Below are 23381 nucleotides of genomic sequence, written 5' to 3' on the forward strand. Positions count from 1 at the left end.
CCAATCTGGATAAGCTCGTTCATCGTTCGACTCCTCTGTTGAAGGAGCCGAAAGGGTCTGCCTGCGGCAGCCCGCGTTCAATCAGGCGTGACGCTCGCTGGGGCGCTTTACATCGAGGCTAACGCCAATCCGCGGAGCGGTTCGTGCAACGGCCATCAGTGACGCGAGAGCTTTCGGTTGAGGTCTTCGCGGACGGCTTCCCAAAACGCGATTTCTTCCTCATTGCCGCGTTCGCGCGCCCACCGAGCCTGACGGGCGACGATAAACGCCGCCTGCCTGCCGTGCTGGAGCTTGATTTGCGCTGCGCAGCTTCGAATGCTTTGTCCGCCAAAGGGCATAACATATCTCCCGTCATTCTCCTTCTCGCCAAGACGTAGGAGGGCGGCGAAGATCGCCGCCCTCCGCATGTCAGAAGTCCATCGCCGGCATCGGCGCGGCCTTCTCCTCTTTCGGCAACTCTGCGACGAGCGCCTCGGTGGTAATCAGCAGCGAAGCCACCGACGCGGCATCCTGCAGCGCGGTGCGAACCACCTTGGCGGGGTCGATCACGCCCGCCTTGACGAGGTCCTGATATTCGCCGGTCGCGGCATTGAAGCCCCAGCTATAGTCATCGCTTTCGAGCAGCTTGCCGACGATCCACGCGCCGTCCTCGCCGGCATTGTCGGCGATCTGGCGCGCCGGGGCGCGGAGCGCGCGGCGGACGATGTCGATTCCCGACTGCTGGTCGTCGTTCGCTGCCTTGAGGCCCTCGAGTGCCTTCAGCGAGCGGAGCAGCGCAATGCCGCCGCCGGGAAGGATACCTTCTTCCACGGCCGCGCGCGTCGCGTGCAGCGCGTCGTCGACGCGGTCCTTCTTCTCCTTGACCTCGACCTCGGTCGCGCCGCCGACGCGGATCACCGCGACGCCCCCCGCGAGCTTGGCAAGCCGCTCCTGCAGCTTCTCGCGGTCGTAATCGCTTGTGGTCGTCTCGATCTGCTGGCGGATCTGCGCGACCCGGCTATCGATATCGGACTTCGAGCCGACCCCGTCGACGATCGTCGTATTATCCTTGTCGATGACGACCTTCTTCGCGCGCCCGAGCATGTTGATCGTGACGCTCTCGAGCTTGATGCCAAGCTCCTCGCTGACGACATTGCCGCCGGTGAGTACCGCGATATCCTCGAGCATCGCCTTGCGGCGGTCGCCGAAGCCCGGCGCCTTGACCGCGGCGACCTTGAGTCCACCGCGCAGGCGATTGACGACAAGCGTCGCGAGCGCGTCGCCCTCGACATCCTCGGCGATGATGAGCAACGGCCGCCCCGACTGGACGACGCTCTCGAGCAGCGGCAGCATCGCCTGCAGGTTCGAGAGCTTCTTCTCGTGGATGAGGATGTACGGATCGTCGAGTTCGACCTTCAGCTTCTCGGCGTTGGTGATGAAGTAAGGCGAGAGATAGCCGCGATCGAACTGCATGCCCTCGACCGTTTCGAGTTCGGTTGCGAGGCTCTTCGCTTCCTCGACGGTGATCACGCCCTCGTTGCCGACCTTCTCCATCGCTTCCGCGAGGATTTTGCCGACCTCTTCGTCGCCATTGGCCGAGATGGTCGCGACCTGCGCGATCTCGCTGTTCGCCTCGACCGACTTGGCGTGCGCCTTGAGGTCCTCGACGACCTTGGTCACGGCGAGATCGATGCCGCGTTTGACGTCCATCGGGTTCATGCCCGCGGCGACGGCCTTCGAGCCTTCGCGGACGATCGCCTGCGCGAGCACCGTCGCGGTCGTCGTGCCGTCGCCGGCCTTGTCATTCTGCTTCGATGCGACTTCGCGGAGCATCTGCGCGCCCATATTTTCGAACTTGTCGGCAAGCTCGATTTCCTTGGCGACGGTGACGCCGTCCTTGGTGATGCGCGGCGCGCCGAAGCTTTTGTCGATCACGACGTTGCGGCCCTTGGGGCCCAGCGTGACCTTCACTGCATTCGCAAGCGTATCCACGCCGCGCAGCATGCGATCACGCGCGTCCGACGCAAATTTCACTTCCTTGGCAGCCATTTTTTCCTCCTTCTTGCTGTCCTTTCAGTGTTGATGAATTGGCGTTACGCCGCCTGCCTGAGCGCCTCGGCCTGCTCCATCACGCCGAGGATGTCGCTCTCCTTCATGATGAGCAGCTCCTCGCCGTCGATCCGCACCTCGGTGCCCGACCATTTGCCGAACAGGATGCGGTCGCCCGCCTTCACGTCGAGCGCGGTGACCGTGCCGTCCTCCGCGCGAGCGCCGGGACCGACGGCGACGACTTCGCCTTCCTGCGGCTTTTCCTTGGCGGTGTCGGGGATGATGATGCCGCCCGAAGTCTTCTCCTCGGCTTCGATGCGGCGGACGACCACATGGTCGTGCAAGGGACGGAAATGCATGCATAACCTCCATGTTGCATAACGATATGATAAGCCGGCGCGCCTGTCCGGGACGCCCGGCGCCGATGAGCTAGGAAGTGAATTTTTTCGCTTCAAGAGGGTCGGCAAAAATTTTTCGATGGCATATCCCGCAAGAAACTAACGCCCCTTATCAAAGGCCTGAACCCTCTTGACTCGACTCGCTTCGCTCCCAAAATCTGTCCCTGAGGCGCTTTGCCGCACGACGAGAAAGGAATGGCGACAAGGAAGGAGGCACGATCATGTCCGAGCCATTTTCCCGTTTTCTTCACCCCTTCGACGTGGCGCATCACCCGAGCCTTGAGCCCGAGGTCAAGCGCGCCCTTCTCGCATCCTGGGCCTCGGATCGCTCGGCGGTCCGCAACAAGCCCGCGCTTCGCAAACCCCCGGGGGCGAAGCGTGCGGTTCCGGTCGACGATGTGCTCGCGGCGCTGCGGTCGCTCGACGGCGGCGCGGCGCGCGCGCCATGACCGACCGGGCGCTGCTCGCGCAGCTGGACGGCTATGGGCTGACAACCGCCGAGATCCATTATTACCGGCCCGATTATCCCTCGCTGCTCCAGCTCTTCGTCTGGCAGGATTATGATCTGCCGCCGGACTTTCCGGTGCTGTTCGATTTTCTGGCGATGTGGCGTCGGCAGATCGTAGCCGCGCTTCATTCGGTGAGGATCGCGCATGATGCGCTGATCGGTCCCGTCGAGTGGCGCGCGGCCGATATCGTCCGGGCGATCGACTGACAGGGCAGGGCGCGCGGCCGCGTGCCGGACGCTTCACGGCGCTGTTGTTCGCCCAGTACAGAATGCGGGGCCGCCGCTTGGGAGCGGCCCCGCGAGGCGTCAGGCGTTCTCGGGTGTCTTTTCCCTCGACGATCCGATCCGGCGCGGTTCGGCGGCGTTGCTGCCGATCTCGATCTTGCGCGGTTTCATCGCCTCGGGGATGACCCGGTTGAGTTCGATCGCGAGCAGGCCGTCGGCGAAACTCGCCGCGCCGACCTCGATATAGTCGGCGAGCTGGAAGCGCCGTTCGAAGGCGCGGCGCGCGATGCCGCGGTGGAGATAGGTGCTCTTCGCATCCTCTTCGGCCGGTTTGCCCGAGACCGTCAGCTGGTTCTGCTGCGCCACGATCTCGATCTCGTCGGGCTTGAACCCCGGAACCGCGAGCGTGATCCGGAAACGGTCGTCGGCCTCGCGAACGATGTCGAACGCGGGATAGCCATCGGACGTCTCGCTGCGCTGCCCTTTTTCGAGCAGGTCGAAAAGATGATCGAAGCCCACCGTCGAACGGCGGTAGGGGCTAAAGTCGAAGTCGGTTCTCATTTCCAAATCCTCCTGATTGAAGCAATTCGGGCATGAGATGCGCCGGTACACAGAGCCGGTGCTCTCCATGTCCTGCAGACCCGGAAAATCCGGCATCCGGCAAAAAATTAGGAAGGCATTTGCGGGTTTCAAGACCCGCGATCTATCCCGGACGGCAGCTCGTCGCAGAGCGCGGAAGGCCGGCCGCGACCGAGGGGCGGAGCCGCGCTGAGCGGCTCCGCGATGGGTCAGGCAACGCGGCTCCCGCCGGTGTCGCTGCTCCACGCAGCGATCTGGTCCTTGACCGCCAACTTCAGCTTCTTGAGCCGCGCGATCAGGACCTCGTCGGGCCGGCACTGGCGCGCTTCCCGGTCGATTTCGGCGTCGAGGCGGGCATGCTCGCGCCGGAGATATTCGATATGTTTGCTGGACATCTTCTTCTCCATGCCAAGTTGAGGATGTTGCAGCCGGCTTGGCTGCGGCAGGGATATAGGAATGGGACAGCCCCGATTTCAATGGGTTGGAATATCTCGTTCCCTCAAATCGGCGCATCCGCCGCCGGTAATGAGAACGACGGGCTCTTGCCCGGAATTGGATAGGCAATGGCCTCTATCGGGCCGAAACGTGTCATCGCTACTTGTGACCTCGGGAAGGTCCGTTATTCGCCATTCGGCACCAAGAAGCGGCCGGTCTCCTACCGGCCAGTGACGGCAAGTTGATTCCCTCCTCCGGGCGCTGCTGGCCAAGCCAGGGCGCCGACCCCATATCTTCGCACAGGGTCATTAGGCCATTGAGTAGAATGGTCGTAAATCGTTCCTGAACGCAATCTGCCATCGCATCATCGAGGCAGAAATCATGCGAGGCGACCCCCCACTCCTTTCACGCATTCTCAGGAACAGCGTTCAGAGAAATGTCTTCCTGTCGCCGCAACCGAGCGCCCGACTTTCTCAGCTGTTCGCATTCGGAGGTTGCCTATGGGCTTCGGTAAATTTGCCGCTTGCCCAATGCGCCAGCGTTATCGCCTTCGCGGTATTTGCGGTGCTCTCGAGCAATGGGGTTCGAAGGGCGCGATTGCTGCGAGGTGCTTTTCTTCGCAACGCACCGTCCCAGATATTCGAAACCGTGGTCACGCTCGTGGCCCTCACGATGCGCCTGTCTCCTCTTGAGCGCGACCTTGTCGCTGCCAGCTTGCTGAACCTTCTGTATCGATTCTGAAGTTCGGTGCCGCCAGCCTGCCAACTTGATGGGAGCGACATTCCGTCACCTCGCCCTGTCCCAAGGAATAGGTCCACCTCGCCATCGGCCTGCAGCCGCTAGCCCCTTGCACGATAGGCGAGGACCGGGCGGTCCGCGATGCTCGCGTCGATCTTCCCCGCGCCCGCTTCAGCGGGTTGGAGAGGCCCCATTCAGCAAGGAGAGTCCCGTGGCACAGAAAATCGTCATAATCGGAGCCGGTTTCGCCGGACTGCTAGCTGCCCTTTCGGCGGCACGGCTGCGTGATGAGAAGGGCGTCTCGCCCGCTGATTTGGCCATCACCGTCGTTGCGCCCGAACCCGCGCTGATCGTCAGGCCACGCCTCTATGAACGCAATCCCGCGTCGATGACGGCCCCTCTCGGCGAGTTGTTCGCCGCGACCGACATCGATTTCCGTGCCGGATGGGTCGACAAGATCGATGCAGGGAAGGGCGTCATCAGTGTGAAGGGCGTGGACGGCTCGGCCGAAATGCTGCCCTATGATCGCCTGGTCGTCGCGGCGGGAAGCCACGGATTTCAACCCCCGATTCCGGGCCTCGCAGACTTTGGTCACAGCGTAAACGAGCGCAATGCCGCAGTTGCGCTCGATCGGCACCTGCAGGCGCTTGCCGAACGTCCGTCTTCCTCGGCGCGCAATACGGTAGTCGTCGTCGGCGGCGGCTTCACGGGGATCGAGGTGGCGACCGAAATGCCCGACCGACTGGGCGAAATTCTCGGGCAGGACACCCCGGTGCGCGTGGTGATCGTCGAGCATGGGCCGCGCATCGCGCACGACATGGGCGACGAACCGCGTCCCTATATCGAGGCACGGCTGCGCGAACTCGGCATCGACACGATCGTCGGATCGGGCGTTGTCGGCCTCGACGAAGTCGGCGTCACGCTCGACAATGGCGAGCGGATCGAGACCGATACGGTGATCTGGTCGGCGGGTATGCGCGCGTCGCCCTTGACCGCTCAGTTGTCGGATGAGCGCGACAATCTCGGCCGCATCATCGTCCATCCCGATCTGCGGGTGCCCGGAGCGCCACATATCTTCGCCACGGGCGATATCGCAAAGGCCGCAACCGACGACAAAGGCAATTTTTCGCTGATGTCGTGCCAGCACGCGCGTCGCCTGGGCGCCTTCGCTGGGCACAACGCCGCAGCCGACCTGCTGGGCGAACCAACACTGTCCTATGACCAGCCATCCTATGTCGTGTGCCTCGATCTCGGTCCCGATGCCGCGATCTTCACCCGCGGATGGTCGCCCCGGACCGTCGAGATCACCGGACCCGAGGCCAAGAAGGTCAAGATGGAGGTCAATACGGTGTGGATATATCCGCCCGCGGCGGAGCGCGAGGCAGCATTCCAGAATGCCTTCGAGGCGCGCACAGTCGATTTCTGAGGGGTGCTTTGCCCGGACTTCTCGAGGGTAGGTGCCGCCTCTCTCAATCTTCGACCGACATTTGTCCGGCGGGTCCAATTGCCGCCCGCCGTTCGCTTTCGAACAGGAACTCTCCATGACTTCTATGCAATTGCCGCTCAATACGGCCTTCGGCCCGTTCACGACCGCCGCCGACGTCGCCGATGGCGTCGATCTGTCGGGGAAGACTGCCATCGTTACCGGCGGCGCATCGAATCTGGGCTTTGAGACGGTCAAGATTCTCGCTCTAAAAGGCGCTCATGTTGTCGTGCCTGCACGCAATGCGGGCGCGGCTCGGCAAGTTTTCCATGATTTGCCAAACGTCGAAGTCGCCGCGATGGATTTGCTCGACCCATTGTCGATCACAGCCTTCGCTTCCGGCTTTCTGGAGAGCGGTCGCGCGCTCGATCTCCTGATCCTGAGTGCTGGAGTCATGGCGACCCCGCTGTTCCGCGATGCCTCTGGCCGGGAAGGCCAGTTCGCGACCAACCATCTCGGTCATTTCCGTCTTGCAGCGGCGCTGTGGCCGCGGCTTCGAAGCGCAGCCGGCGGCGCGCGTGTGGTCGTCCTGTCGTCGCGCGCTCACCAACTTGGCGGACTCGACCTGTCCGATCTCGATTTCCGGCGCCGCGCCTACGACAAATGGTTGGCGTACGGCCAGGCCAAGACGGCAAACGCCCTCTTCGCCGTCGCGCTCGACGCGCGCGGCGCGGAGCACGGCATTCGCGCCTTTTCTGTCCATCCCGGTTCGATACTGGGACCGCTTGCACGTCACTTGAGCCGGGAGGAGATTGAGCAGTTCGGCGCGGTACATCCGGACGGCACGGCCGTTGTCGACCCGCGGCGCGACCTCAAGAGTCCGCAGCAAGGCGCCGCCACGACGATCTGGTGCGCCACGTCGCCCGCCCTGGCGGGTTTCGGCGGGGTGTATTGCGAAGACTGCGACATTGCCTTCATCGAAGCGGACGGCGAACTCGGCGGGCCTGGTGTGCGTCCTTTCGCCATCGACCCCGACACAGCCGAAGCGCTGTGGCACGAAAGCGCCGGGTTGCTCGATATCTGTCAGCCCGGATATTGCTGATGAGCCCCGCGCCCAAGCAGGAGACGCCGCGCCGGCTTTGCGTTTTTTCCGGGTCGAGCACCGGAATCTCGCCCACCTATGAATGCGCTGCGCGGCGCCTTGGCGAGCAGCTGGCACGGAGCGGCATCGACCTGGTCTATGGCGGCGCGGCTGTCGGCCTGATGGGCGTCGTCGCCGATGCCGAGCTGGCGGGCGGTGGTCGGGTCATTGGCGTCATCCCGCAGGCGCTGGTCGAAAAGGAGGTCGCGCATCGCGGGTTGACCGAGCTGCGCATCGTAAGCTCGATGCATGAGCGCAAGGCGCTGATGGCGGATATGTCGGATGGCTTCATCGCGCTGCCGGGCGGGATCGGCACGTTCGAGGAACTGTTCGAGGTCTGGACCTGGGCGCAGCTTGGGAACCATGCGAAGCCGTGCGCTCTGCTCAACGACTTTGGTTTTTACGACGGGCTACTGACCTTCCTCGATCATGTCGTCGGACAGGGCTTTCTGAAGCCTGTTCACCGCGAGATGCTGATCGTCGAGGACGATCCGACATGTCTGTTGCAGACGATGGCGCGATATCGTGCGCCGGCAGCCGGCAAGTGGGTAGGCCGCCCCGACAGATAGCCGCGCCCGCCGCAATGGAACCGGGACGGACACCGCGATCCGTCCCGGACTTTCCCATCAGCTCCGGATGAAGGCCAAGATATCCTTGTTGATCACATCGGCATGGGTCGCGGCCATGCCGTGCGGATAACCTTCATAGGCCTTCAGCGTCCCCTTCGCGAGCAGCTTCGCCGAGAGCGGGGCGGAGTCGGCGAACGGCACGACCTGATCGTCGGTGCCGTGCATGACCAGCGCTGGGACCGCAATCTTCTTCAGATCCTCGGTGAAGTCGGTTTCGGAAAACGCCTTGATGCAGTCGTAATGCGCCTTGGCACTGCCGACCATGCCTTGCCGCCACCAGTTCTGGATCAGACCCTGGCTGATCTTCGCGCCGTCGCGGTTGAAGCCATAGAAAGGGCCCGAGGCGATATCGAGGTAGAATTGCGACCGGTCCTCGGCCAGTGCCTTGCGGAACCCGTCGAACACCTCGACGGGAAGACCGCCGGGGTTGCTGGCCTTCTTCACCATGACCGGCGGAACTGCGCCGACGAGGATCAGCTTTGCGATCGTTCCGGCTTTGGCGCGTGCGGCATAATGCGCAGCTTCGCCGCCGCCGGTCGAATGGCCGATATGCACCGCGCTCTTGAGATCGAGCGAAGCGACCAGCGCCGCGACGTCTGCGGCATAGGTGTCCATCTCGTTGCCGTGGTCGGTCTGCGTCGAGCGGCCGTGACCACGCCGGTCGTGTGCAATCACGCGGTAGCCCTGAGAGAGGAAGAAGAGCAGCTGGTTGTCCCACTCGTCGGCCGTGAGCGGCCAGCCGTGATGGAAGACGAGCGGCTGCGCATCGCGCGGCCCCCAGTCCTTGTAGAAAATCTGCGCGCCGTCACTGGCAGTGATATAAGTCATGGGATCGGCTCCTTTGTGAGCTTTCGGGGGGATTGTGCCAAGGCTGACAGCCGACCAGCCCAGGCCGCCTGCAAGGGTCGCCGCGCCACCGGCGGCGACGAGCGCCCGGCGACCGATCATGAAATCCTGAAGTATGGGCATGCTGTGATCCTTCGCGTCGAACCGATGCCGTATACGGGACGCCCGGGACGGGATCGGCCCACTTGGGATAAGGATTTCGGGCGGCAGCGCGATTATACGGGGGATGCGCCGCGACTATGCCAAGGTCGAGGCAGATTGGCGACTAGTCCTCGCCGCGCTTCGCTATTGGAAGGGTGAAGGTGAAGCGCGCGCCCGTGGGTTCGACGTTGTTGGCTCGGAGTGGGCCGCCGTGTGCTTCGACGATCGAGCGGCAGATGGCGAGACCCATTCCCATGCCGTGCACCTTGGTCGTGAAGAAGGCTTCCAACGCGTGATCGGGGTCGGCAAGGCCTGGCCCCGTGTCGGTGATATCGATCCGTATGCGGTCGCGCTCGACGGCTCCTTCCAGCCGTAACGTTCGGCTGCCCTCCGGGCTCGCCGCCATTGCCTCGATCGCGTTGCGCAGGATGTTGACGAGAACCTGCTGGATCTGGATCGCGTCGATCGCGACGGGTGGAAGCCCGGGGGCGAGCCGAATGTCGAGAGATGTTCGACTTTGCGCGAAGGGCTCGGCGAGAAGGTCGCGCACTTCGCCGACCAGCGCGCCGAGGTCGATGGATCGGCGCGGACCGGCGCTCTTTTGGAAAAGGGCACGGATATGGCTGACGATGTCGGCTGCGGATTCGGCGCTTCGGACGATCCGGTCAACGATGCCCCGCGCGCGGGCAATGTTCGGCTCGTCGCCGGCCAACCACCGCTGGCAAGCTTGGGCGTTGGTCATGATGGCGGCGAGCGGCTGGTTGACCTCATGCGCGATCGATGCCGAGAGTTCGGCGAGGCTCGCCGCCTCACCGGCTTTCGCGAGTTTTTCCTGCGCTTGCCGGAGTTCATCCTGCGCCCGGATCTGGTCGTCGATATCGAGACAAACGCCGTTCCACTGCACGATTTCGCCGGCTTCGTCGCGCATGGCGGCGAGCCGCGTTTCGACCCAGCGAAACGTCCCGTCGAAGCGGCGCTGCCGATGGGTGAGCGCATAGGGCGCGCCCGTGCGCAGCGAATGATCGAGACGTTCGTTTACGCGGTCGAGATCGTCGGGGTGGATGATGGCACCCAACAGGCTTTGCAATCGCGGAACATCGGGTTCGTCCTTCGCCGCGACGTCGAAGCCGAGGAATTCGCGCATGTGGCGGCTGAAGTAGATCGGCCGGCCCGACGGCGTCATGCACCAGATAAGAGCGGGCGCAGTCTCGAGCAGCTCGCGCAGGGAGCGCTCGCTCTCGTGCAGGGCGGCGTCGGTCCGGCGGAAAACGTCGACATCGAAACCCGTGCCGTACCAACCCGTAACGCGGCCGTCGTCGGCGCGTGCAGGGCGGATCGCAAAGCGGTGCCAAACATATTCGCCGGTTGCCCGCAGCACGCGATATTCGTAGTTGAACGGTGTCCCGCCGCGCATGCAGCGGCGGAGCTCGGCAGAAGCGCCTTCATAATCTGCCGGATGCACGCCCTTCTTCCAGCCAAGGTCACCGCCGTCGAGGAAAGCGGCGTCGCTCAGCGGCTCGTTGAAATCGTCCAATGTCATCGCAAGCGATGTCTGGGCCATGGGGGTCGCATAGGTGAAGCGTCCTTCGGCGTCGAAGGCGAACGCAGAGCCGTAGACATCTTCGATGATCTTCGCGGCGTTTACCGCATCGCCGGTTTCCCCGAGCGAGGTGGCGAGCGCCCAGTCTTCGTCCGGGTCGTGAACCAAAGGGCGTACGGGGACGTTGGAGGAATAGGCAGGTTCGGCACGATATTTGTGCCATCGCCATCTGTGCCCCGGCGAGCGCTGGCGGTAGCTGACGACCTGCGGCACGCCGCTGCAAAAGGCGCGCGCTTCGGCCTGTGCAATGGCTTGGCGGTCGCCGGGATGAATCGCCTCGTTCGCATGGATATGTGGTTGGGCATGGCGCCGCCACGCAAGCGCGCCCATCGCAACACCGATTGCCAGACCGGCGAACAGGCCAGCCGGTTCGATCATGATGCCTGACGCGCGGGCGGCAAGCGGACGCGAAATTCCGCGCCGCCCTCTGGATGGTTGGAGGCTGACACTCCGCCGCCGTGCGCCGCGACGATCGATCGGCAGATCGCGAGGCCGATTCCCATCCCTTGCGGCTTCGTGGTGAAGAAGCCGTCGAAGATTTGGCCGAGATGGTCAGGGTCGATCCCCGGTCCCCGGTCGCGCAAAGTGAACAGGGCTTCGCCTTTTGAGCCCGCCGTCGTTGCAACATGGATTTCCCTGTCGGCCTCGCACGATGCCTCGACCGCCTGCGCCGCATTGATCAGCAGGTTGACGATGACTTGTTGGAGCTGGATGCGATCGCCGACGATTTTCGGAACGCGGCGTGCATAGGATGTCGTCACGCGAATGCCGCGTGTTTCGATCTCGTGGCGGACGAAGAGGAGGCTTTCCTGCACGACGTCGTTGAGCGCGATCGGTACCGGTTCGGGTGCCTGCTTGACGGCCATGCTGCGAATGCGGCGCACGATATCGTCGGCGCGGCGCGCGCTCGTCGCGATCCGCGTTGTCAGCTGCGCGACCTTGCCGATGTCGGGTTCGTCGCGCGCCAGCCAGCGAAGGCTGGTCTCGGCATTCGTCATGATCGCCGCCAGCGGCTGATTGACTTCATGGGCGATCGAACTGGTCAGCTCGCCGAGGGTCGAGATGCGCGCGGCGTGGCTAAAATCGGCCTGCAGCTGTCGCAGCTCGGTCTCGATGCGGAGGCGTTCCGTCACATCTTCGAGGCTGAAAATTGTCGTATCGAGTTCGAGCAGCGGTTCGGGATAGGTAACCGAAAAGCGGACGTCGAGCAGGCGACCGTCAAGCGCGCGTATCTTCATATATTCGCTGTAATTCTTGCGCCCGCTGAATCGCCCGATCATGACGCGGCGCAGCGAGTCCGGGCTTTCGGCGAACAGATATCCGACAGGCCGGATTAAGTCCTGTACGCTGGCACCGCCGACGAGTTCGATGGCGCAGCGATTGACGTCGGTGACCGGAACGCTCGTCGCAGCGAAATCGACGAGTTCGGGGTGATCGTCGAGATGGGCCGCGAAGTCGGTGATGCCGCGCGAGCGCAGCTCGGCGTATATCTTGCCCATGTGGCTCGCATCGACCTGCCAGAGCGCGACCGGCATATAGTGAATGAGCTTGCGGTAGCGCGCCTCGCTCGCGCGCAGATAGAGGTAGGATCGATCGTCGTCGGCCGCGCCGTCGACGGCAACGAACAACCGGTCCGGTCGGTCGTCGCCCGCGCGCCACACGGTAACGAGGGGATCGCGCAGGATGCCATCGGAAGCGAGGCGGCGCTGGACGCTGCGGCCCTCGCGGTCGGCGCGTGCCTCGAGGATGAGATCGGCAAGGATCGTCCGACTTTCGAGAGGCCAGAAAGCCGCGACCGATTGGCCGGTCATCAGGGCCCGCCCGCGGTTGCCGCCGACCAGTCTCGCGGTCCGATCATTGACCTCGACGATCCGCGCGGCATTGACGAGGCCGTGGAGCAGTTCGTCGCGTTCGGACGTGTCGGCGCCGGGCGTGCAGGCCGTGAGAAGATCGAGGATGTCGGCGGCGGGCGCGATGTCGATTTCCCAGCTCGCGGCCATGGACCGGTCCGGGACTGGGTCGTCCGCTTCCGTCCGGCCCGCTGCCTCGGGCTCCGCGCGGGCATATTCGACGATGTCGCGCAGCGTTCCGGCGGCGTCATAGCGCAGATGCCGCCGGATCCTTGCGACCCGCACGTCGCCGTCGCGCGTGCGGCGCCGAATACGTCCCTCCCACGCGCCTTCCTGAAGCAATTGCGACCAGGCGTTGGCCTCGTCGCCTGGCGCGGGCGACAGCTGGGCGTCATCGGTCCCGCAAACGGCGAGTGCGGGCCAGCCGAACAGGCGCTCCGCGGCCGGGTTCCAATAGCGTATGATCCCGGCAGGATCGAGGATGACGATGCTCTCCGATGCGAGTTCCGCAATGCCCGCCACATCGCTCTCAAGCGGGTCGAGCAGGGTCGCCGTCACTGCTTTGAGCCCGAACCTGAACTCGCGATTGCCTGCGCGAGCGCTCCCAGCAGATGCTCGTCGGTGACGGGCTTGGTGAGCCACGCGTACGCACCGATCGCGAGCGCATGGGAACGCGTCGATTCGTCGAGCACCGACGACAGCACGATCACCGGCAATCCTGCGCGCTCGCCGCGCAATCGTTCGATCAGTTCGATGCCCGACATCCCCGGCATGCGGATGTCGGTCACGAGGCAGTCGAAGGAGCGGGTTCGCCGCGCAGCAAGGAAGTCACCCGCGCTTTCGAAGCATTCGCAGGCGAGCCCCGAGACCATCAGAAGGTCGCCCAGAGCTTCGCGAACGGCCTCGTCATCGTCCACGATCGCGACGGTCGGCATATGGGACAAGCGGCGGCATCCTCTTTCACGCGGCCTCGCTGGCCGATGGGGTCAATGTCGCGCAGCTTGTAAGCCATTATAACCATACCAAAGTCTAGGCCGGGGCAGGTTCGCGCACCTCCGCCGGCAATTTTTCCCACGCGCGGATCAGTTCGCCAACCGAAGCCGCCTGCATTTTGCGCATCACATTGCTGCGGTGCAGTTTCACGGTGATCTCGGTTATGCCCAGATCGTAAGCGATCTGCTTGTTCAGCCGGCCCAGCGCGACCTCGCGCATGACCTGACTTTCCCGCGGCGTCAGCGTCGCATAGCGTTCGACCTGCTCGAGGACGATTTGCGCGTTGGCACGCTCGGCAATGTCGCGCTCGATCCCGGCGGTTACGGCGTCGAGCAAGGTCTGATCGCGGACCGGCTTGGTCAGAAAATCGACCGCGCCGGCTTTCATCGCCTGCACCGACATGGGGATGTCGCCGTGCCCGGTCAGGAAGACGATGGGCTTGGAAATGCCCGCAGAGGCCAGATGCTGCTGGAGATCGAGCCCGCTCGCGCCCGGCATCCGCACGTCGAGGACGAGGCAGCCTGCGCGGTCGAGAAGCGGGGACTCGATGAGGTCACGGGTGGAGGCGCAGCATTCGGCCTCTATCCCTACCGATAACATGAGCTCGCTGATCGCCGTGCGGACGTCCTCGTCGTCGTCGACCACCAGCACGAGCGGCGGCTGCTTCTCGGAAGCAGGATTGATCATCTTTGCCTATCCTCTGCTTGCGCCGGGCGCGACCGCCTTCCCGCGAGTCGCGCGTCGAACCAGGCTTTGGTGTCGTCGCCGAACTCGGCGGGGGCCTTGCGCTCGAGCCGGGAGCCAATGTCGGCCAGCGTCTCGCTCGCCAGCGCGTCGCGCATTGCCTTTTCGGCCTTGAGCATGACCGCATGGATCGAACAAACGCCGCGTGTCGCCCATTCGGGCGCGCCGTCCTCGAACAGAGCGCAACGCGCGCGTATGTCCTGACAGTCGAACAAGGGTTTGCGCCCTTCGATCGCATCGACCAGTTCGAGCACGCTGATCGCATGGGCCGGCCGCGCGAGCCGATATCCGCCGCGCACGCCTTCCGCCGCCGTCACGATCCCCGCCTTCTCCAGCTTGGCAAAAATCTTGGCCGCGAAGCTCGGCGAAATTCCCTGGAAGAGAGCCAGATCGCGGGCGCTGCGCGGCGAATCGCCCGCATCGATCAGGCCCAGCAGGCAATGCAACCCATATTCCACGCTCACGGTCATGTGTGCCATAACGCGGAGTATATTTGTCCGCGTTTTGCAAGGCAAGACATTCCTGCCTCGCCTTGCCCACCACAGATTTAGTTTTTGAATGGGATGAGCGATCCTCAAAAGTTCCAGGCGACGCCCGCCAGAACTTGATGCCGGTCCCATTTGGTGCCGCCGCTGCCAAGGTCGTTGTAGCGATATTCGACGCGCGCCGAGATATTGTCGGTGACAGCGCGTTCGATGCCGCCGCCAACCGACCAACCGTCGAGATTGTCCTTGCCGCGGCGCGGACCTTCGAGATCGAGGATCTGCACCCTGGTGCGGATATTCTCATAACCGCCGCGCGCATAGACGAGCGTCTTGTCGGTCACGAGGTAACCGGCGCGTACGCCCAGGTCGAAACCATATTCGGGATTGATCGCGGCCGATGCGTCCTTTTGCGCACGCGACAGGTCGTCGTCGAACCCGAAATTGACCGCACCTTCGGCCGACAGCACGAGCTTGGCCGTTGGCTGGAGATTATAGCCGAAGAAGATGCCGGCGGTCGCCGCATCGCGGCTGTCGTCGATCGTGGCGGTGCCAAGGTCGGTCGCGACCGAGCCGAGCCTATTCTGGCTCCAGCCGGCCTGCGCCCCGACATAGGGACCCTCGAAGGTCTGGGCGGCCGCTGGCGCCGCCGTGCCGATGGCGATCAGCGCGCCGAGCGAGAGGGGGAGAGCAAGATTTTTCAACGCATGTTCCTTTCTGTCGTTTGAAAATTGGGGCGCGCGCGACTGGGGGGGGCGGGGCCGCGCGCGCCCCGCAGTCAGGCGCCTTTCCGGGGAGGGAGGAAGGCGCCATCGATGCCGCCCGGCCAGGGCGTCACCGTTTCACCGGCGACCATCCAGGTGCCGGAATCCTTGCGCATACGAAGCTCGTACATCGCGGGCGGAGCGTCAGAGCTCATGCGACGATAGAGGATCGCCGTCGCATGATCGCCCTGCTGCTCGACGTGAAGCACCCGATGTTCGGTCGAAAGCGGCGCTTCGCCCGCGTCGCGACGCGACCGGAATTCAGCGATCGAATCGTCGCGACGAATTCGGGTCACCCCGCCGTCGCTGCCGAGCACCAGGAAAATCTGGTCGGGCGTGTAGAGCCTTTCCATGCCTTCGATGTCATAAGCGCTGCCGACATGGACGACGTCGTGGATCAAGGCGGCGATGGCCGGGTCAACGGGAGATTGGGTCATGCTGTTTTCCTTTGATGCGTGGGGAAAGATCAGAGCAGCGCCATGCCGCCGTCGACGCGGAGGTTGATGCCGGTCACGAAGCTGCTGGCGTCGGACGCGAGGAACAGCGCGCCGCGCGCGAGTTCATCCGGCCGGCCGAGCCGCGCGAGCGGGATTGCGCTCGCCATCATTTCGGCAAAGGCACCACGCTCTTCGGGCGCCACGCCCAGCTTGCCAAGGATCTCGGTTTCGGTCGGCCCGGGACTGAGCATGTTGACGCGAATGCCGCGGTCCTTGAATTCGAGCGCCCAACTGCGCGCGAAGGCGCCGATCGCCGCCTTGGTCCCGGCATAGACGGCGTGGCCGTCGAGCACCTTGTCGCTCGCCAGCGAGCCGACCAGGATGATCGAGGCGCGCTCCCGCAGGTGCGGCGCGATCGCCTGGATCCCGAAGAAAGTGCCGCGGGCATTGATTCCGAACTGGGTGTCATATTCGGCTTCGCACACCTCGCCCGATGGCGTGATCGTGTTGACGCCGGCGTTCGCCATGTAGATGTCCGCAGCGCCGAAACGCTCGCGAACCAGGTCCGCAACCGCGCGGTGGTGCGCCGGGTCGGCGACGTCGCCGCAGATCGCTACCGCAGCAGGGCCGATCGACCGAACTGCCTCGTCGAGTGCGGCCTGGCGCCGCCCGGTGATCACCACCTGCGCGCCCTGCTCGGCGAAGAGTTTCGCGCTCGCGAAACCGATGCCGCTGTTGCCGCCGGTAACCACGGCGACCTTTCCCTTCAAACTGTCCATAATTCACCTCTGTGGTTGGAGACGGAGATGAATTTGGCTTTTCCTGTTCGGAAAATTAGACTGGAGACGGGCATATCATTTTTGCTAAAAACTATCGAATGACCGCTGGCCTCGAACCGACGACCGGACTTCAAGCCTTTGTGCGCGCCGTCGAGACGGGTTCGTTCAGCGCCGCGGCGCGCCTTGCCGGGACCACCCCCTCCGCGGTTTCGAAGAGCGTCGAACGGCTCGAACGACGCCTTGGCGTCAAACTTTTCCTCCGGTCGACCCGTTCGCTGACACTGACCGTCGACGGGACCGCCTATTACGAGCGCATCGCCCCGCTGCTGCGTGCCCTCGACGAAGCCGGCGACGCCTTGAAAGGTGCCGAACGCGCGCAGGGTGTGCTGCGCGCCAGCCTTCCCGGCGTGCTCGGTCCCGCTTTGATGGAAGCGCTCACCCGGGAATTCGTCCCGCGCTATCCCGAGATCAAGCTCGAGATCAGTATCACCGATCGCCATGTCGACCTGATCCGCGAAGGCTATGATGTGGCGTTGCGCGTCGGCGAAATGGGGAATGTCGACTGGATGGTGCGACGTCTTGCGACCCTGCCGCTGATTCTCGTCGCGGCTCCTCAATGGCTCGAACGCGTTGGGCATCCCGCAACGCGCGAAGCGCTCGCGCAATTGCCGCATATCCGGTATCGGCTTGGAGCGCAGGCCTATCCCATTCGCTTCGCCGACGGGACCGACCTGCTTCCCGAAGGGGCACTCGACACCGATTCGGGGCAGGCGATGCGGATTGCGGCGCTCGGCGGCGTCGGCATTGCGCAGCTGCTTCGGCTGGCGGTGACGGATGATCTCGCCGCGGGGCGCCTCGCCGAGATATTTCGGCACGATCCGCTCGCCCTGGTTCCCATCCAGGCGCTGCACGCCTTCGGCCGTCTTGCTCCACTGCGCGTCCGATTGTTCATCGATTTTCTTGCCGACAGGCTTGCAGCGCACTCTGTCTGATCGACCTTTGGCGCGCAGCGAAGCGGGTTCGCACGAATGCCGCATTTCGAATTTCCTCGATTGGAAGGGTCGGTGTTCCGCCCGTTGGGGGCATACCGGCGCGATAGGCCGGTACGCCCCCCGGGGGAGCCTTCGGCCGGAGATCAGAAATCCCAGAAGGCAGCGACCCAGCGGAATGCGTCGCCATCGGCGGCGACGCGGCCCACCGACGGGAAGGGCAGGTGCGTCGCGACGAGATACTCGCCGCTGGCGGCCGCCTGCTGCAACAGGCGGACGCGCACGCGCACCGATTCTTCGGGATCGTGTTCGAAGCCATTGTGCCAGTCGGGATGGTCGAAACCGACGGGGAAGAGCGCGTCGCCCGCGAAGGTCAGGCGCTCGCCGCCCGAGGCGACATGGACGATACAGTGCCCCGGCGTGTGCCCGCCGGTCAGCTTTGCGATCACGCCCGGCGCCACTTCGCACTCCTCGTCGAAGGCCATGATCTTGTCGGCATAGGCATCGATGAACTGCGTAGCGGTCTTGCGCAGGACCTCGGGAACGGGGTTAGGCATCGCGGTCTGTTCGAAGTCGGGGGTCTGCCAGAAGGCGATTTCGGTGGCCGTCACGTGAATCCGGACGTCGGGCCGCAGGCGCTGCTTCACATCCTCAACGAGCAGGCCGCCGACATGATCCATATGCATATGCGTGATGATGATGTCGGTGACCGACGCAAGGTCGATCCCGGCCGCCTGCAGCCGCTTGGGAAATTGGCCGGCGCGCGGAAAGCCGGGGAACTGGCCGCCGAGGCCCGCATCGACCAATATGGTTTTGTCGCCGCTGCGCAGCACGAGGACATTGAGAGCCCAGTCGAACATGTCGGGTCCGACGAACATATCCTTGAACCATTCGGCGCGGACCGCGGGGTCCACGTTGGTGGCCATCGTTTCGGTGGGCAGCGGTAGCACGCCATCGCTGACGACAAGCACGTCGATGTCGCCGATCTGCAGCGCATAACGCGACGGAACCAGCTCTTCGAAGCCCGATTTCTCGGGCGTTGCAATAGTGTCGGGTTTCATGTCTCGATCCTCCTGAAAGCCGTGCAATCACGACGTTCAGCAAGCTAGGTGGCGGTCGGCTCCTGGTCGATTGGATCGAGGCATTGGTTGGGGCATACCTTCGGACAGGGACGATTGCCGGCATCGATAGGCGCAAAGCTGCTTTCGCTTGCTTTGCGGCGCTGACAAGGACCACGCCCTCTGGGAGCGAACGCTTTGGCCTGTAGCTAAACGTCCGCTCTCCCCGTTTGCACGCTACAAGCCGCCAGTCCGAAATCGGCCAGCCGTGGTCAGCTCGTAAAGGCGGCGAGTATCGTGTCGACATAGTTGGCGGGCTTAGCCCAAGGATATTCGCTGACCGTGATTTCCATGTGAGCGACGCCGGTGAGCGCGCAGATCAGCGCTTCCGCATCGACCTTGCAATCGATCTCCGGCGTGGTGACACGCCTCGAAGAGGAGACCCGGATCGGCAAGGGCGGGACCCTGGCGGCGCAGCTGTCGCGGCTCGACCTGATCGTGCTCGACGAGCTCGGTTATCTGCCGTTCGCCCGCTCCGGAGGGCAGTTGCTGTTCCACCTCATCAGCAAGCTTTATGAGCGCACCAGCGTCATCATCACCACCAACCTCGCCTTCGGCGAGTGGCCTACCGTCTTCGGTGATCCCAAGATGACCACGGCGCTGCTCGACCGCGTCACCCACCACTGCGATATCATCGAGACGGGCAACGACAGCTGGCGCTTCAAAAACCGCAGCTGACCGCCACCTTCGGCCCCTTCAAAAATCTATCTTGCGCTGCGCGCGCCTCCGGTCGGGCTACGCCCGCCCTCCGCCGCACGCAGCGCAAGGCGACCTTCAACTAACCGGCATCATATCCGAAAAGGGGGTCCCTCTTCGACGCCGATAGGGGGTCCCTTTTGAACGCCGTTTGACAAGCAAGGGCACGATATGTATCCGGATCCGGCTTTCATCCAAGTCCAACGAAGATGATTTGATCGGGAGATTCTTCCGCCCGAGAATATTGCCGGCGCGTGCTTCCTTCAGATACCAGTCGCACATCTCCGTGACGGTCATGCCCTTGCGTGCCTGGCGGGCCTTATCAGCCGGATCTTCGCCGAGGATGACCTCCGCGAGTTTCAGCTTGGCGAGATCGCGGGCCTTTTCAACGGTCAGAACCCCGAACCGACCGAGGTTCATTCGGCGCTTTATACCTTCTGCGTTGCGATACTGGACGATGAACGTCTTCAGGCCCGACCGCAAAATGCGAATCCCAAAGCCCTTCACCTCGGTGTCCCAGTAGATCAACTGGCTCTCTTTCGGCGCTGCCAGCGCGTCGATTGCCCGTTTCGTCAGCTTTCCGGTTGGCACATCGCTCTCCCTGGAGACAAAGCTCTACAGCTTCCGTTTGTCACCGCTTTGTCTCCAAAGGAGTGAAAATTGGAGACAAAAACAGAGTAGGGCCGGAAATATGTAATCTCAAGAAATGATTGAATTATAGTGGTTTAGGGTAGTAAAGGAAGCTCTGGAAAAGGTTGAGGGGCAAGTTGCCAAGGTTGGGGTCGAGGGTTCGAATCCCTTCGCCCGCTCCAGTTTCCTTATAATGTTGGCGACCTAAGCGGTCACCGGTCGGCAAGCGGTCCCGAAACGGCCTTCCGCAAAGCGGGGCCGCATCGGCGATCGGCGACAGGCGCGACGATCAGTCGAAGAGTTCCTCGAGAAAGGACTTCCGGCGCTTGGGATAGCCGTGACGGTGATCCTTCGCATGTCCATGGCTCTGGTATGGAGGCGGGGGCGCGGGTTGCGGCGATCGGGGCGCCATCTCCCCGGCGGATCGTTCGATGATCTTGTCGAGTTCGCCGCGGTCGAGCCAAACCCCGCGGCACTGCGGGCAATAGTCGATCTCGACGCCCTGGCGATCGCTCATCGCGAGCGGCACCTTGCAGACGGGGCAGGGCATGTTGTGGGCAGATGTCATGGGGAAGCCTCCATATAGATCAAGATCCATCGAAGGCGCCGGTCAGGTGGAAACCCCTCAGCCAAATGGCACCGAGCGCACTCGATGCGGTCCGACATCACGATCGCGTCCGCGCAATCGCCAGAGGGGCCCGGCCCGCATCTCGTAGATATGTTGGCGCGTCCGACTGTCAAGAGCGGCTGCCGTTCGAGGCGCTGACGGGAGAGGCGCTTCAAGGGGTCGCCCCGCCGGCCTCTTCAACAAGATATTGATGACCGGCGGCAGATCTCGCAATGTTCCGGAATGAGCAGGGCATCTCTTCATCGCGCCACGGGGCTGCGCCAGTTTCTGAATCCAGAGCAGCAGCGCGACTGGCTGGACGGGAAGAGCCTATTGCCCGACGCCGCCGAGCGGGCGGAGTCCTTCGAACAGCGGTTCAAATATGCGGCGCGCTTCCAAAAGCTGCTTCGGCGCCCCCAGGCGCAGGACGTTCTGGCGATTCTCGGCCTCTACGGCAAAGACTGCCTTCCCGTGCCGCGCATGACCGAGCGTCATTACTGGTCGGTCTCCTGCCTGCCGTCGACGTCGGACAAGCCCTTGGTCCGCGTCAGCGCGAGCTGGATGGAACTCTTCACGCTCTATGCGGAGGGCGAGGATGTCCGCGCGCGCTTTATCGTCCATCTTTCGGATTTCACGACCGACGCATCGCTGGTGCAGGAGCATGTGGACGATCGCTTTCTCGAGCAATGCGTCCGGGCCCCCGAAGACGTCGGCTATTTCTTCCCGCGCGGCGCGGATATTTTCGGCGTCACGGTTCGCGGCGCCCCCTCCATCCGCAGCTTCCTCGCATCCTCGCGCGCGTTGCGCGCGGTGCGAAGGTTCAATCTGACGCACATGAATCGCGGCAGGAATGCCTATCAGGCGAGCCATTCGTACAGCGTCGCGGATCATATGCTGGGGGATGGCGATCCGGGATGCGCATGACCCGGCGTGAAACCCGGCCGGCCTTCGCGGCCGCGCAGGCCTTATCCCGATATTCGCACGCGCTGCATCCATTGGCGCGCCTCGTGCCGTCCAGCCCATGATCGGCCCTTGCCGGTCCTGGCGGCGATTCCGCGCGGCGATTGTTGAGGTGCACCCCGGCACCGACGTCGCTGCCTTGCCGGGAATCGCCGCCTGTGGTTTCACCATGCCGGTGCGGCATGAAGGAGAATGACGATGATGAGCCTGCTTGCCGCGACCGCCGCCACGGTGGCGCCTGCCGCCCCTCCCGCTGCCGCGGCGCCGGTGGCGCTGCCGTCCCCGCCGGTCAGTGCCGCCGATGTCGCGGCCTATATCGACCCGCGCGACATCGCCGCCTATGTTCCGGCGCCGCCGCCGACCACCGAGTTGGTCGCGGTCAGCGACGGCTTCTTCCGCCTGCTCGAGAATATCACCATGGTCGCGCTGTTCGTCGTCGGCTTCTTCCTGCTCGCGCGGCTGCTTCATGCGTGGATGCTCCATCGCTCGATCCGCCGCGCGATCGAGGCGAAGTCCGACGCCGTGGGCTCGATGATCGACAAGCTCAACAAGCCCTATGAGCATCTCGGGACGCGCGGCGATGCCCCCGGCGACGACCGCAACGGGCTGGTGCTGCTCGCGATCGGCCTCGCGATGGCGGGTTTCGGGCTGATCCAGGGGCATGAGGAGGTGATCCGCGTGTCGGCGGGCGCCGCGCTCTTCCCCGCCTTCGTCGGCATCGCCCTCCTCGTGCGCCGCCGCCTCGTGCGCGCCGAGGCTGCCGGGGAGCGCGCCGCTGCGTGACGATGGCCACGCCGATGAGGATTGGGCGCTCAACCGGCGCGTCGCGGATGGGGATCGCGCGGCCTTCCAGCTCCTCGTGCTGCGGCACGAGGGGCGGCTGCGCGCGTTCCTGGCGCGCGCGGCGGGGAGCGATGCCGACGATCTGGCGCAGGAAGCCTTCGTCCGCGCGTGGCAGCGCGCCGGCGATTATCGGGGGCAAGGAAGTTACGCGGCCTGGGTCATGGGGATCGGCTGGCGGCTGTTCCTCGACCAGCGGCGCACCGCGCGGCGGCGCGAGGGGCTCGCGGCGCAGGACGAGGCGCCCCAACCGAATGCACCGCACGGCGCGAGCGACGCGGCGATCGACGCCGACCGGCTGCTCGCCGGTCTGTCGCCGCAGGAGCGCGCCGCGCTCACTCTGTGCTTCGGCCACGGCTGGTCGCACGGCGAGGCGGCGGAGATCATGGGCATCCCGCTCGGCACGCTCAAGTCGCTGGTCTTGCGCGGGCGCGCGAAAGCGCAGAAACTGATCGCCGAAGGAGCCGGGTCATGAGCGGATCGCGCGAAACCGATGGGGATGCGATGCTGGCATCGCTGCTTGCTCCGCCCGCGCGCGGCGGCGACCGGAGCTTCGTGGCCGAGGTCGAGCGGGCGATCGACGCCGAAGCCGCTTATGCGGGCGCGCGGCGGCGCTTCTGGCGCAGCTTCGCCTTCGAGGCGCTGGCGGTGACGGCGCTGCTCGCGGCGCTGTGGCTGCTGTCCGCGACGCCGCTGCTCGCGCCCTTCGCCGGCCCCGCGCAATGGGGGGTTGCCTCGCCGCTGCTGCTCGTGCTGCTGCTGTGGTTCGGGACGCAGCGCTGGCGCCAGGCCTGACGAGAC

Annotated in this window: 26 protein-coding genes and 2 pseudogenes; 11 read left to right on the forward strand and 17 right to left on the reverse strand. The window is 64.3% G+C overall.

The window, feature by feature from the left end; all coding sequences use genetic code 11:
- Positions 1-155: 155 nt before the first annotated feature.
- From CD928_RS16995 to groES, 3 genes are read right to left on the reverse strand one after another with little or no spacing between them, the layout of a single operon-like run.
- Positions 156-407 (reverse strand): hypothetical protein, encoded by a 252-nt coding sequence (locus tag CD928_RS16995; RefSeq protein ID WP_095388288.1) that lies wholly within the window; start codon positions 405-407, stop codon positions 156-158.
- A gap of 1 nt (position 408) precedes the next feature.
- Positions 409-2028, reverse strand: coding sequence for a chaperonin GroEL (gene groL, locus CD928_RS17000; protein ID WP_095388289.1), 1620 nt, complete (start codon positions 2026-2028; stop codon positions 409-411).
- A gap of 44 nt (positions 2029-2072) precedes the next feature.
- Positions 2073-2387: a co-chaperone GroES gene (gene groES / locus CD928_RS17005; RefSeq protein ID WP_095388290.1), complete on the reverse strand. Its 315-nt coding sequence runs from the start codon at positions 2385-2387 to the stop codon at positions 2073-2075.
- Positions 2388-2647: 260 nt separating this feature from the next.
- Between groES and CD928_RS17010 the strand changes: the two genes are divergently transcribed.
- Positions 2648-2875: a hypothetical protein gene (locus CD928_RS17010; RefSeq protein ID WP_095388291.1), complete on the forward strand. Its 228-nt coding sequence runs from the start codon at positions 2648-2650 to the stop codon at positions 2873-2875.
- Positions 2872-3141, forward strand: coding sequence for an usg protein (locus CD928_RS17015; RefSeq protein WP_095388292.1), 270 nt, complete (start codon positions 2872-2874; stop codon positions 3139-3141). The genes CD928_RS17010 and CD928_RS17015 overlap by 4 nt, the downstream gene beginning before the upstream one ends.
- 99 nt (positions 3142-3240) lie before the next feature.
- On the opposite strand, the gene CD928_RS17020 is transcribed toward CD928_RS17015, so the two are convergent.
- Positions 3241-3720 carry an Hsp20 family protein gene (locus CD928_RS17020; RefSeq protein ID WP_095388293.1) on the reverse strand — a complete coding sequence of 160 codons (480 nt, stop codon included), beginning with the start codon at positions 3718-3720 and terminating at the stop codon, positions 3241-3243.
- Between the two features lie 227 nt (positions 3721-3947).
- Positions 3948-4133: a YdcH family protein gene (locus CD928_RS17025; RefSeq protein ID WP_095388294.1), complete on the reverse strand. Its 186-nt coding sequence runs from the start codon at positions 4131-4133 to the stop codon at positions 3948-3950.
- 989 nt (positions 4134-5122) lie between these two features.
- On the opposite strand from CD928_RS17025, the gene CD928_RS17030 reads away from it, so the two are divergent.
- The 3 genes from CD928_RS17030 (at position 5123) to CD928_RS17040 (ending at position 8044) form a co-directional block, all read left to right on the forward strand.
- The gene (locus CD928_RS17030) at positions 5123-6337 is read left to right on the forward strand and encodes an NAD(P)/FAD-dependent oxidoreductase (RefSeq protein WP_095388295.1); all 1215 of its coding nucleotides are present in this window, start codon (positions 5123-5125) and stop codon (positions 6335-6337) included.
- Between the two features lie 115 nt (positions 6338-6452).
- Complete coding sequence (locus CD928_RS17035) at positions 6453-7436, forward strand: SDR family NAD(P)-dependent oxidoreductase (RefSeq protein ID WP_095388296.1); 984 nt, start codon at positions 6453-6455, stop codon at positions 7434-7436.
- Positions 7436-8044: a TIGR00730 family Rossman fold protein gene (locus CD928_RS17040; protein WP_095388297.1), complete on the forward strand. Its 609-nt coding sequence runs from the start codon at positions 7436-7438 to the stop codon at positions 8042-8044. Before CD928_RS17035 ends, CD928_RS17040 begins: the two co-directional genes overlap by 1 nt.
- A gap of 57 nt (positions 8045-8101) precedes the next feature.
- Here CD928_RS17040 and CD928_RS17045 read toward each other — a convergent pair whose 3' ends face one another.
- From CD928_RS17045 to CD928_RS17085, 9 genes are all read right to left on the reverse strand, one after another.
- Positions 8102-8932, reverse strand: a complete 831-nt coding sequence (locus CD928_RS17045; protein ID WP_095388298.1) for an alpha/beta fold hydrolase — start codon at positions 8930-8932, stop codon at positions 8102-8104.
- Positions 8933-9215: 283 nt separating this feature from the next.
- Positions 9216-11069: a PAS domain-containing sensor histidine kinase gene (locus CD928_RS17050; RefSeq protein WP_095388299.1), complete on the reverse strand. Its 1854-nt coding sequence runs from the start codon at positions 11067-11069 to the stop codon at positions 9216-9218.
- On the reverse strand, positions 11066-13099 hold the full coding sequence (locus CD928_RS17055) for an ATP-binding protein (RefSeq protein WP_095388300.1): 2034 nt from the start codon (positions 13097-13099) through the stop codon (positions 11066-11068). The genes CD928_RS17050 and CD928_RS17055 overlap by 4 nt, the downstream gene beginning before the upstream one ends.
- Entirely contained in the window at positions 13096-13476 is a 381-nt protein-coding gene (locus tag CD928_RS17060; RefSeq protein WP_095388301.1) for a response regulator transcription factor, read from the reverse strand. The genes CD928_RS17055 and CD928_RS17060 overlap by 4 nt, the downstream gene beginning before the upstream one ends.
- Positions 13477-13570: 94 nt before the next feature.
- Positions 13571-14221, reverse strand: a complete 651-nt coding sequence (locus CD928_RS17065) for a response regulator transcription factor (protein WP_095388302.1) — start codon at positions 14219-14221, stop codon at positions 13571-13573.
- Positions 14218-14757: an Rrf2 family transcriptional regulator gene (locus CD928_RS17070; protein ID WP_095388303.1), complete on the reverse strand. Its 540-nt coding sequence runs from the start codon at positions 14755-14757 to the stop codon at positions 14218-14220. Before CD928_RS17070 ends, CD928_RS17065 begins: the two co-directional genes overlap by 4 nt.
- A 95-nt stretch (positions 14758-14852) precedes the next feature.
- A complete protein-coding gene (locus tag CD928_RS17075) occupies positions 14853-15464 on the reverse strand; it encodes an outer membrane protein (RefSeq protein WP_095388304.1) in 612 nt (203 codons plus the stop codon).
- A gap of 74 nt (positions 15465-15538) precedes the next feature.
- The gene (locus CD928_RS17080; protein WP_095388305.1) at positions 15539-15961 is read right to left on the reverse strand and encodes a hypothetical protein; all 423 of its coding nucleotides are present in this window, start codon (positions 15959-15961) and stop codon (positions 15539-15541) included.
- Between the two features lie 29 nt (positions 15962-15990).
- A complete protein-coding gene (locus CD928_RS17085) occupies positions 15991-16740 on the reverse strand; it encodes an SDR family NAD(P)-dependent oxidoreductase (RefSeq protein ID WP_095388306.1) in 750 nt (249 codons plus the stop codon).
- 98 nt (positions 16741-16838) lie between these two features.
- On the opposite strand from CD928_RS17085, the gene CD928_RS17090 reads away from it, so the two are divergent.
- Complete coding sequence (locus tag CD928_RS17090; RefSeq protein WP_095388307.1) at positions 16839-17732, forward strand: LysR family transcriptional regulator; 894 nt, start codon at positions 16839-16841, stop codon at positions 17730-17732.
- 143 nt (positions 17733-17875) lie between these two features.
- On the opposite strand, the gene CD928_RS17095 is transcribed toward CD928_RS17090, so the two are convergent.
- Entirely contained in the window at positions 17876-18790 is a 915-nt protein-coding gene (locus tag CD928_RS17095) for an MBL fold metallo-hydrolase (RefSeq protein ID WP_095388308.1), read from the reverse strand.
- Positions 18791-19192: 402 nt separating this feature from the next.
- Here CD928_RS17095 and CD928_RS17100 point away from each other — a divergent pair.
- Positions 19193-19525, forward strand: a pseudogene (locus CD928_RS17100) (ATP-binding protein); the annotation flags it as partial.
- A 165-nt stretch (positions 19526-19690) separates the two neighbouring features.
- Here CD928_RS17100 and CD928_RS17105 read toward each other — a convergent pair.
- Positions 19691-20134 (reverse strand): annotated as a pseudogene (locus CD928_RS17105) (Arm DNA-binding domain-containing protein); the annotation flags it as partial.
- Positions 20135-20462: 328 nt separating this feature from the next.
- Entirely contained in the window at positions 20463-20741 is a 279-nt protein-coding gene (locus CD928_RS17110) for a zf-TFIIB domain-containing protein (RefSeq protein ID WP_095388309.1), read from the reverse strand.
- Positions 20742-21023: 282 nt separating this feature from the next.
- On the opposite strand from CD928_RS17110, the gene CD928_RS17115 reads away from it, so the two are divergent.
- The 4 genes from CD928_RS17115 (at position 21024) to CD928_RS17130 (ending at position 23375) form a co-directional block, all read left to right on the forward strand.
- Positions 21024-21704: a hypothetical protein gene (locus CD928_RS17115; RefSeq protein WP_095388310.1), complete on the forward strand. Its 681-nt coding sequence runs from the start codon at positions 21024-21026 to the stop codon at positions 21702-21704.
- Positions 21705-21938: 234 nt separating this feature from the next.
- Positions 21939-22523, forward strand: coding sequence for a hypothetical protein (locus tag CD928_RS17120; protein ID WP_095388311.1), 585 nt, complete (start codon positions 21939-21941; stop codon positions 22521-22523).
- On the forward strand, positions 22516-23055 hold the full coding sequence (locus CD928_RS17125; protein WP_255247251.1) for an RNA polymerase sigma factor: 540 nt from the start codon (positions 22516-22518) through the stop codon (positions 23053-23055). Before CD928_RS17120 ends, CD928_RS17125 begins: the two co-directional genes overlap by 8 nt.
- Positions 23052-23375, forward strand: coding sequence for a hypothetical protein (locus tag CD928_RS17130; protein ID WP_095388313.1), 324 nt, complete (start codon positions 23052-23054; stop codon positions 23373-23375). The genes CD928_RS17125 and CD928_RS17130 overlap by 4 nt, the downstream gene beginning before the upstream one ends.
- Positions 23376-23381: the final 6 nt, after the last annotated feature.

Origin of the sequence: Sphingopyxis sp. GW247-27LB, from assembly GCF_002277025.1 — a bacterium.
GTDB lineage: Bacteria > Pseudomonadota > Alphaproteobacteria > Sphingomonadales > Sphingomonadaceae > Sphingopyxis.